This window comes from Halomonas saccharevitans (assembly GCF_900116405.1).
Lineage (GTDB): Bacteria > Pseudomonadota > Gammaproteobacteria > Pseudomonadales > Halomonadaceae > Halomonas > Halomonas saccharevitans.
Map to the genome: position 1 here is coordinate 1 of NZ_FPAQ01000070.1, position 7,453 is coordinate 7,453.

Consider the following 7,453-nt stretch of genomic DNA (forward strand, 5'->3'; position numbering starts at 1 on the left):
TACCTGCGCTTCGAGAAGCCGCGCAGCTTCTTCGCGCCGATGAGCTTCGGCAACTGCGGCTACGCCTTTCCCACCATGATCGGGGCCAAGGTGGCTGCACCGGAGCGTCCGGGGATCGCCTACGCCGGCGACGGCGCCTGGGGCATGAGCCTGATGGAGACCATGACCGCGGTGCGTCACGAGATTCCGGTGACCGCGGTGGTGTTCCACAACCGCCAGTGGGGCGCCGAGAAGAAGAACCAGGTGGAGTTCTACAACCGCCGCTTCGTGGCCGGCGAGCTGGACAATCAGAGCTTCGCCGAGATCGGCCGGTCGATGGGCGCCGAGGGCATCACCGTGGATCGCCTCGAGGACGTGGGCCCGGCGCTGAAGAAGGCGGTGGACCTGCAGATGAACGAGGGCAAGACCTGCATCATCGAGATCATGTGCACCCGCGAGCTGGGCGACCCCTTCCGCCGCGACGCGCTGAAGAAGCCGGTGCGCCTGCTCGAGAAGTACCAGGACTACGTCTGATCGAACCGATTGTCGAATGTGCTGCAAGGGTTCCCCCGGCGCTGCCGGGGGCTTTTTTATCTGACGACTGCCGCGCCATGCGGCAGGCACGAGAGGCCATCCCATGAAAGCCTTGAATCAGATTCTCGAGCGCGCGCGCCGCGATCCCCGGCGCATCGTGCTCTGCGAAGGCGAGGACGAGCGCATCTTGAGCGCGGCCGCCAAGGCGGCGGAGCAGGGCATCGCCCGGATCCTCCTGGTGGGCAGCCGGTCGGCGATCGGCGCGGCCGCCGAGCGCGTTGGGGTCGACCTGGCCGCGGTTGAAGTCATCGACCCGGTTGACTCGCCGTTGACCGACGACCTGGCCCAAGCGCTCCTGGCGCTGCGCGAGAAGAAGGGCATGACCCCGGAGCAGGCCGCGACGGCGATACGCGAGCCGCTCTGCTTCGCCAACATGCTGGTCCGCGAGGGCCATGCCGACGGCACCGTGGCGGGGGCGGTGAACACTACCGCCGATGTGGTGCGAAGCGCCATCCAGCTGCTGGGGCTGGCCCCGGGAAGCAAGCTGGTCTCGAGCTTCTTTCTGATGATGCTCTGCCAGCCCTTCCACAGCCTCAAGGGCGGCATGATCTTCTCCGACTGCGGCCTGGTCATCGACCCCGACGCCGGCAAGCTCGCCCAGATCGCCATGGCCGCCGCCGACAGCGCCCAGGCGCTGCTCGATGAGGCGCCGCGGGTGGCCATGCTGTCGTTCTCGACCAGCGGCAGCGCCCGGCACGGTAGCGTCGAGAAGGTCGTGCAGGCCGCCCGCGAGGTGAAGGCCGCCCGGCCAGCGCTCGCCATCGACGAGGACGTGCAGCTTGACGCCGCCATCGTGGCCGAGATCGCCGAGCGCAAGCTGCCCGACTCGAAGGTCAAGGGCAACGCCAACGTGCTGATCTTTCCGGACCTCGAGGCCGGCAACATCGGCTACAAGCTGGCCGAACGGATCGGCGGCGCCGAGGCCATCGGCCCACTGCTGCAAGGGCTGGCCAAGCCGGCCAACGACCTCTCCCGAGGCTGCGGCGTCGATGATGTCTTTCACGTGATCGCGGTGACCACGGTGCAGGCCCAGGCGGCCGGTGCAGAGCGAGCCGCGGCGGTCGATCAGGTGCCGTGAGCGCCGGGCCGTCGGTCATCGAGATCGACGTCGATGGTCGAACCGATGATGGAGAGCCGGTGATGGAGAGCCGGTGATGGAGAGCCAGTGATGGAGAGCCAGTGATGGAGAGCCGATGAAATGACCCTCGAGGTACTCCTCTCATTTATCGCCATTGCCGCCATCGCCGGCTACTTCCAGACGGTGACCGGCTTCGGGCTGGGCATGATCGTGATGGGTGCGACCAGCGGGCTTGCCGTCGCGCCCGTGGCCTCGGTGGCGGCGGTGGTCAGCCTGATGATGCTGGCCAACAGTGCGGTGGCGCTGCCCGGCAAGCTGAAGCATCTCGACATGGCGGTGATCGGGGCCACGGTGCTTGGCATCGTACCGGCGACCGTGATCGGTGTGCTGCTGCTCGACGTGATGAGCGGCAGCGCCGAGAGCGTGCTGCGCATCGCCCTGGGCCTGCTGGTCTGCTACGGCGGGCTGAGCCTGGTGCTGCGCCCCCGCCAGCGCGAGACCCTCTCCTCGCGGGGTAGCTTCTTCATCAGCGGCGTGCTCTCGGGGCTCTGCGGCGGGCTCTTCGGCATCGCCGGGCCGCCGGTGATTTACCAGTGCTATCGCCAGCCGCTGCCGCCGGTGGCGATCCGCAACATGCTGATCCTGATGTTCGCGGCCACCTCGGGCATGCGCACCCTGTTCGTCGCCGCCACGGGCGGGCTGAATCTCGAGATCCTCACCCTTACCGCCTGGGCGATTCCCGTGGTGGCGCTGGTCACCTATGCCGGGCGGCGCTGGCCGCCCCGGCTGTCGCCCCTGGCCATGCGCCGGGTCGCCTTCGTCACGCTGATGGTGATCGGCGGCGGGCTGATCCTCTCGGAGATGCTGTAAGAAGCTCTAATCTCTACTTCCTACTCGGCCCCGTCGCAGAGCCGCCAGGCGCCTTCCTCGAGGGGCAGCAGGGCGGCGATGGCCGCGGTGGCCACCACGTGGGTGGTTTCCTGCACGGGGTCATGGACGTTGAGCCCGCCGTGCACCACGCTCACCTCGGCGCGGCCGCGAGGCAGCTCGGCCGCCACCACCGCGGCGTCGATCTTGTCAGGCTCCTGCACGCCGATGGTCACCTGGACCCGCATCTCGCGGTGATCGATGCCCAGCGACTTGAACAGCACGATGGAGGAGTGGTGCAGGGCGTCGTGCACGGCGCGACAGGCCGCCTTGGTGTAGTCCTCGCCGTAGAGGTCGTTGCCGCTGCCCATTTCCAGGATGATGCGACGCTCAGTCATGATCGGGCTCCATGTCGAAGGAGACGATGATGGCGGCGTTGGCGATCACGCTGGTGCCGCTGCCGTCGGGTTTGTCCACGTCAAGCCCCCCCTTGACCAGGCGCACCGATGGCTGGCCGTAGGGGAAGATGCGAAGCAGGGCCGCCGGGTCGACGGCGGCGGGGTCCTGTACTCCGATCTCGACGTCGATCAGCATCGCCTCCTTGGGGAAGTCGAAGGCGTCGGCGACGTTCAGCGAGTTGTGCCACAGGGCATCGCGGATCGCCCGGGCGGCGGCCTCGGTGTAGTCGCGGCTGCGGATCGAGGTGCCCATGCCGAACTGGGTCACCATGCGGGTCTTGGCCATGCGCTCTCTCCGTCGTCAGTCGTGGCCGTGGTGGCGGATCACGAAGTGCTTGGTGGTCGTCTCGATCACCTCCCAGTATCCACGAAAGCCGTCGGGGATCAGGAAGGCGTCGCCAGTGCGGTAGGTCTGGGCGCTGCCGTCCTCGGCGATCAGCCGCACGTGGCCCTCGAGGATATAGCAGAACTCGTCGCGATCGGTGAAGGCGTGCCACTTGCCGGGGGTGCTGGTCCAGGTACCGGCGATCAGCTGGCCATCGGGGCTTGCGAAGTTCAGCGTGGCGTCGTGGTGCGGGTCGCCCTCGACCACGCGGTCCGGCAGGTCGGCCAGGCGCCGGTGGGTTTGCGTCTCGGGATCGTGGCCGATGTCGATGACCTTGACGGGCATGGGGCTCTCCTCTGGAAAGTCAGGCGTCGAGGATCAGCGCCGGTGGCGGCCGCCGATCAGCTCGACGATCTCGTCGAACAGATGGGTGTCCAGCGCCTGGGCCATGTCGGTGGCCAGGCAGCGGCGGTAGAAGGGGCTCAGGTCCAGGCCCACGCCCAGGCCCAGCACCTCCACCTGGCCCTCGCGGCTGCGCCGGGCGACGACCTCCTTGAGGTGGTTGTCCAGGTAGTAGGGGTCGTTGGCCAGGTTGGTGGCGCTGTCTGCCGGGCAGCCGTCCGAGATCACGATCAGGATGCGGCGGTTCTCGGGGCGGGCGAGCAGTCGCTCGCAGGCCCAGTCCACCGCCTCGCCGTCGATCCCCTCCCGGAACAGGTCGGGCTTGAGCAGGGCGGCGATGTCGGTGCGGGCGCGCCGCCAGCTGCGCTCGGCGTCCTTGAACACCATATGGCACACTTCGTTGAGGCGTCCCGGGCCGCGGGGACGCCCGCCGCTCATCCACGCCTTGTAGGCGCGGCCGCCGTTCCAGGCGCCGGTAGTGAAGCCGAGCAGCTCGGCGCTCGCCCCGATCATCTCCAGGGCGCGGATCAGGCTCTCGGCCATCATCGCCACCGGCATGATGTGGTGCTTCATCGAGCCCGAGCAGTCGATCAGCAGGCTGACGGCGCAGTCGGTGCCGAGCTTCACCTGGTCGCGATAGAACAGGCGTCGCTCGGTGGGCGAGCTGACCAGCTGGGCGAGGCGCCGTCCGTCGATGCGCCCCTCCTCCTCGCCGAAGGCGCGACCGTCGACGCGCGGCTCCCAGAGCACGCTGCCCAGCCGACGGGCCAGGCGCGGCAGGTTGATGGCCTGCTCGGCGGTGGCCTGGTCGAGCTTCTCGCGGTTCTCGCGCAGCAGGGCGCGGCGTACCAGGCTGCCGGCGGCGACTTCGCGGTCGAAGCGGGTGGTGAAGACTCGATAGGCCAGGGCGGCGTCCTCGAAGGTCTTGCTGTGCCCGGTGGTGGCGGCCGAGATGCCGTCCTCGTTGCCCTCGCCGTCTTCGAGGTCGAGCAGCAGCGCGAAGGCATCGCTGGGCGCCTCCTCCGGCGCCTCGTCCTCGTCGCCCTCGGCCTGTTCCCGAGCGGCGCGCACCCGTTCGCCGACGATCCTGGCAACTTCCAAGGCATGATCCGCATAGCGACGTTGGTCTTGACTGTGCTGTCGAATGCCGCGCAGCGATGCTCCGAGCTCGGCGACCAGTGAGCCGCGCATGATCTCGATATGGTCTTCGATTTCCTCGGGAAGTTGCCGGCTCATCAGGCGCGACCAACAGATTTCGGCGACGGTATAGAGGAGCATCCCGAGGGAGCCTTCGGTGAGACCCGAGTCGACGAAGTCGCGAGACCAGTGTCGGAAACGCCGGTTCAGGTTGACGGCCATGCCCGGCATGTCGGCGGGGACCCGGGTCTCCACGCGCAGCTGCTCGAGCAGCTCGAAGACCAGGCGCTCGACCGGATCCGCCGGGCAGCGCGCGCGGTGCAGGGCCGGGTCGGAGTGGATCAGCCGCAGGGCCATGCCGTCGGCGGCGGCCCGGCAGTCGGCGAAGTCGTCCTGCTCGGGGTCGATGCGCAGGTGCGGCGCATGGGTCGGCAGGCGGCTTTCGCCTTGATAGAGGCGCCGGCCGCGGTAGTGCAGGTCGGCCCGGCCGGTCAGGGCGCGCAGGCTGGCCGCGCAGAGCTCTTCGATCCGCTGTTGACGGCGCGCCTGCTGCTGGGCGCTTTGGGTCATGACGCGGTCGCCTCCCGCATCCACGACTCGTCGAGCTCCTCGCCGAAGCAGCGCTGGTAGTACTCGGCGACGGTGGGCCGCTCGGCCTCGTCGCACTTGTTGAGAAAGGAGAGCCGGAAGGCCAGCGCCGGGTTGCGGAAGATCTCGCAGTTCTCGGCCCAGGTGATCACCGTGCGCGGCGACATCAGGGTAGAGAGGTCGCCGGCGGCGAAGCCCTGACGCGTCAGGTTGGCCACCGCCACCATCGAGGCGATCAGCTTGCGTCCCTTCTCGGTGTCCTTGCTGGGCACCCGGCCGAGCACGATGGCCGCCTCTTCCTCGCGGGGCAGGTAGTCGAGCTTGGCGACGATGTTCCAGCGATCCATCTGGGCGTGGTTGAGCACCTGGGTGCCCTGGTAGAGCCCGGACAGGTTACCCAGTCCCACGGTGTTGGCGGTGGCGAACAGCCGGAAGTAGGGGTGGGGATGGATGACCCGTTTCTGGTCGAGCAGCGTGAAGTGACCGTCGCGCTCGAGGATGCGCTGGATGACGAACATCACATCCGGGCGGCCGGCATCGTACTCGTCGAAGATCAGGGCCACCGGTCGCTGCAGCGACCAGGGCACGATGCCCTCTTGGAACTCGGTGACCTGCACCCCGTCGCGGATCACGATAGCGTCCTTGCCCACCAGGTCGAGGCGGCTGATGTGGCCGTCCAGGTTGACCCGCATGCAGGGCCAGTTGAGGCGTGCCGCGACCTGCTCGATATGGGTCGACTTGCCGGTGCCGTGCAGCCCCTGGACCATCACCCGGCGATTGCGGGTGAAGCCGGCGAGTATCGCCAGGGTCACGTCGGGGTTGAAGCGATAGGCCTCGTCGACCTCGGGCACGTACTCGTCGCGCCAGCTGAAGGCGGGGACCTCGAGGTCGCTGTCGATGCCGAAGAGCTTACGCACCGACACCAGGATGTCGGGCTGGGCATTCATGGGGTCTGTCATCACCGTCTCCTCGGCCCGGGGGACCGTTGACCTTGGGCGTCCCTGATCAATACCGCTGGCAGGGGACGTCGCTGCCGGAGTGTTCGGTGAGCATAGATCAGTTTCGTAAAAAGAATCAAATCGTATCGTTTTATGGAATTTGTTCTTGACGAGGGTGGGGTGACTGCCTAGAGTCTGTCCGTATTCCGAAAGCCGGAATAAATCATCTCATATAAAACAACCCGGATGACGGGCTCGGAGGACATCCCATGAGCACCCAAGACACCGCAGACACCCGCCAGGTCGTGAAAGGCAAGCAGACGATGACGCCCTCGGAGGCCTTCGTGGAGACCCTGGTCGCCAACGGGGTGACCGACATGTTCGGCATCATGGGCTCGGCCTTCATGGACGCCATGGATATCTTCGCCCCGGCCGGCATCCGCCTGATTCCGGTGGTCCACGAGCAGGGCGCGGCGCACATGGCCGACGGCTATGCTCGCGTCTCCGGCCGCCACGGCACGGTGATCGGCCAGAACGGCCCCGGCATTTCCAACGCCGTGACCGGCATCGCCGCGGCCTACTGGGCACACACCCCGGTGGTCATCGTCACCCCCGAGACGGGCACCACCGGCATCGGCCTGGGCGGCTTCCAGGAGTGCCATCAGCTGCCGATGTTCCAGGAGTTCACCAAGTACCAGGGCCACGTGACACACCCGTCGCGCATGGCCGAGTACACCGGCCGCTGCTTCGACCGGGCGATGTCCGAGATGGGCCCGACCCAGCTCAACATCCCGCGCGACTACTTCTACGGCGAGATCGAGTGCGAGATCCCCGAGCCCGCGCGCCTCGACCGCGGCCCGGGCGGCACCCGGACCCTCAACGAGGCCGCCGAGCTCTTGGCCAACGCCAAGTTCCCGGTGATCGTCTCCGGCGGCGGCGTGGTGATGGCCGACGGTGTCGACGCCTGCCAGGCGCTGGCCGAGCGACTCGGCGCGCCGGTGGTCAACAGCTACCAGCACAACGACTCCTTCCCGGCCAGCCACCCGCTGTGGTGCGGCCCGCTGGGCTACCAGGGCTCCAAGGCCGG

9 protein-coding genes are annotated in these 7,453 nt (G+C 67.8%); 4 read left to right on the forward strand and 5 right to left on the reverse strand.

Annotation, left to right across the window (positions count from 1 at the left end; translation table 11 throughout):
* The 3 genes from BM388_RS17225 to BM388_RS17235 form a co-directional block, all read left to right on the forward strand.
* Nucleotides 1-513: thiamine pyrophosphate-dependent enzyme (locus BM388_RS17225; protein WP_245781591.1), on the forward strand; the 513-nt coding region annotated here is incomplete at its 5' end.
* 103 nt (nt 514-616) lie between these two features.
* On the forward strand, nt 617-1,651 hold the full coding sequence (pta, locus tag BM388_RS17230; protein ID WP_089852441.1) for a phosphate acetyltransferase: 1,035 nt from the start codon (nt 617-619) through the stop codon (nt 1,649-1,651).
* Nucleotides 1,652-1,771: 120 nt separating this feature from the next.
* On the forward strand, nt 1,772-2,521 hold the full coding sequence (locus tag BM388_RS17235; RefSeq protein ID WP_089852443.1) for a sulfite exporter TauE/SafE family protein: 750 nt from the start codon (nt 1,772-1,774) through the stop codon (nt 2,519-2,521).
* 20 nt (nt 2,522-2,541) lie between these two features.
* Here BM388_RS17235 and BM388_RS17240 read toward each other — a convergent pair whose 3' ends face one another.
* Genes BM388_RS17240 through BM388_RS17260 form a run of 5 tightly spaced genes read right to left on the reverse strand, consistent with a single transcriptional unit; the run spans nt 2,542 to nt 6,387 of the window.
* On the reverse strand, nt 2,542-2,916 hold the full coding sequence (locus BM388_RS17240) for a Lin0512 family protein (RefSeq protein WP_089852445.1): 375 nt from the start codon (nt 2,914-2,916) through the stop codon (nt 2,542-2,544).
* On the reverse strand, nt 2,909-3,262 hold the full coding sequence (locus tag BM388_RS17245; RefSeq protein ID WP_089852447.1) for a Lin0512 family protein: 354 nt from the start codon (nt 3,260-3,262) through the stop codon (nt 2,909-2,911). The genes BM388_RS17240 and BM388_RS17245 overlap by 8 nt, the downstream gene beginning before the upstream one ends.
* A gap of 15 nt (nt 3,263-3,277) precedes the next feature.
* Nucleotides 3,278-3,646, reverse strand: a complete 369-nt coding sequence (locus tag BM388_RS17250; RefSeq protein ID WP_089852449.1) for a cupin domain-containing protein — start codon at nt 3,644-3,646, stop codon at nt 3,278-3,280.
* A gap of 33 nt (nt 3,647-3,679) precedes the next feature.
* Nucleotides 3,680-5,410, reverse strand: coding sequence for a cobaltochelatase CobT-related protein (locus BM388_RS17255; protein ID WP_089852453.1), 1,731 nt, complete (start codon nt 5,408-5,410; stop codon nt 3,680-3,682).
* Nucleotides 5,407-6,387 (reverse strand): AAA family ATPase, encoded by a 981-nt coding sequence (locus BM388_RS17260; protein ID WP_089852451.1) that lies wholly within the window; start codon nt 6,385-6,387, stop codon nt 5,407-5,409. Before BM388_RS17260 ends, BM388_RS17255 begins: the two co-directional genes overlap by 4 nt.
* Before the next feature lie 248 nt (nt 6,388-6,635).
* Here BM388_RS17260 and BM388_RS17265 point away from each other — a divergent pair.
* On the forward strand, nt 6,636-7,453 hold an 818-nt coding region (locus BM388_RS17265; RefSeq protein ID WP_245781592.1), incomplete at its 3' end, for a thiamine pyrophosphate-binding protein.

What these genes read in the sequence shown, in the direction of transcription:
- BM388_RS17245 (WP_089852447.1), bottom strand. Translation starts at nt 3,262, where the DNA reads ATGGCCAAGACCCGCATGGTGACCCAGTTCGGCATGGGCACCTCGATC.
- BM388_RS17235 (WP_089852443.1), top strand. Translation starts at nt 1,772, where the DNA reads ATGACCCTCGAGGTACTCCTCTCATTTATCGCCATTGCCGCCATCGCC.
- BM388_RS17260 (WP_089852451.1), bottom strand. Translation starts at nt 6,387, where the DNA reads ATGACAGACCCCATGAATGCCCAGCCCGACATCCTGGTGTCGGTGCGT.
- BM388_RS17240 (WP_089852445.1), bottom strand. Translation starts at nt 2,916, where the DNA reads ATGACTGAGCGTCGCATCATCCTGGAAATGGGCAGCGGCAACGACCTC.
- BM388_RS17250 (WP_089852449.1), bottom strand. Translation starts at nt 3,646, where the DNA reads ATGCCCGTCAAGGTCATCGACATCGGCCACGATCCCGAGACGCAAACC.
- BM388_RS17255 (WP_089852453.1), bottom strand. Translation starts at nt 5,410, where the DNA reads ATGACCCAAAGCGCCCAGCAGCAGGCGCGCCGTCAACAGCGGATCGAA.
- pta (WP_089852441.1), top strand. Translation starts at nt 617, where the DNA reads ATGAAAGCCTTGAATCAGATTCTCGAGCGCGCGCGCCGCGATCCCCGG.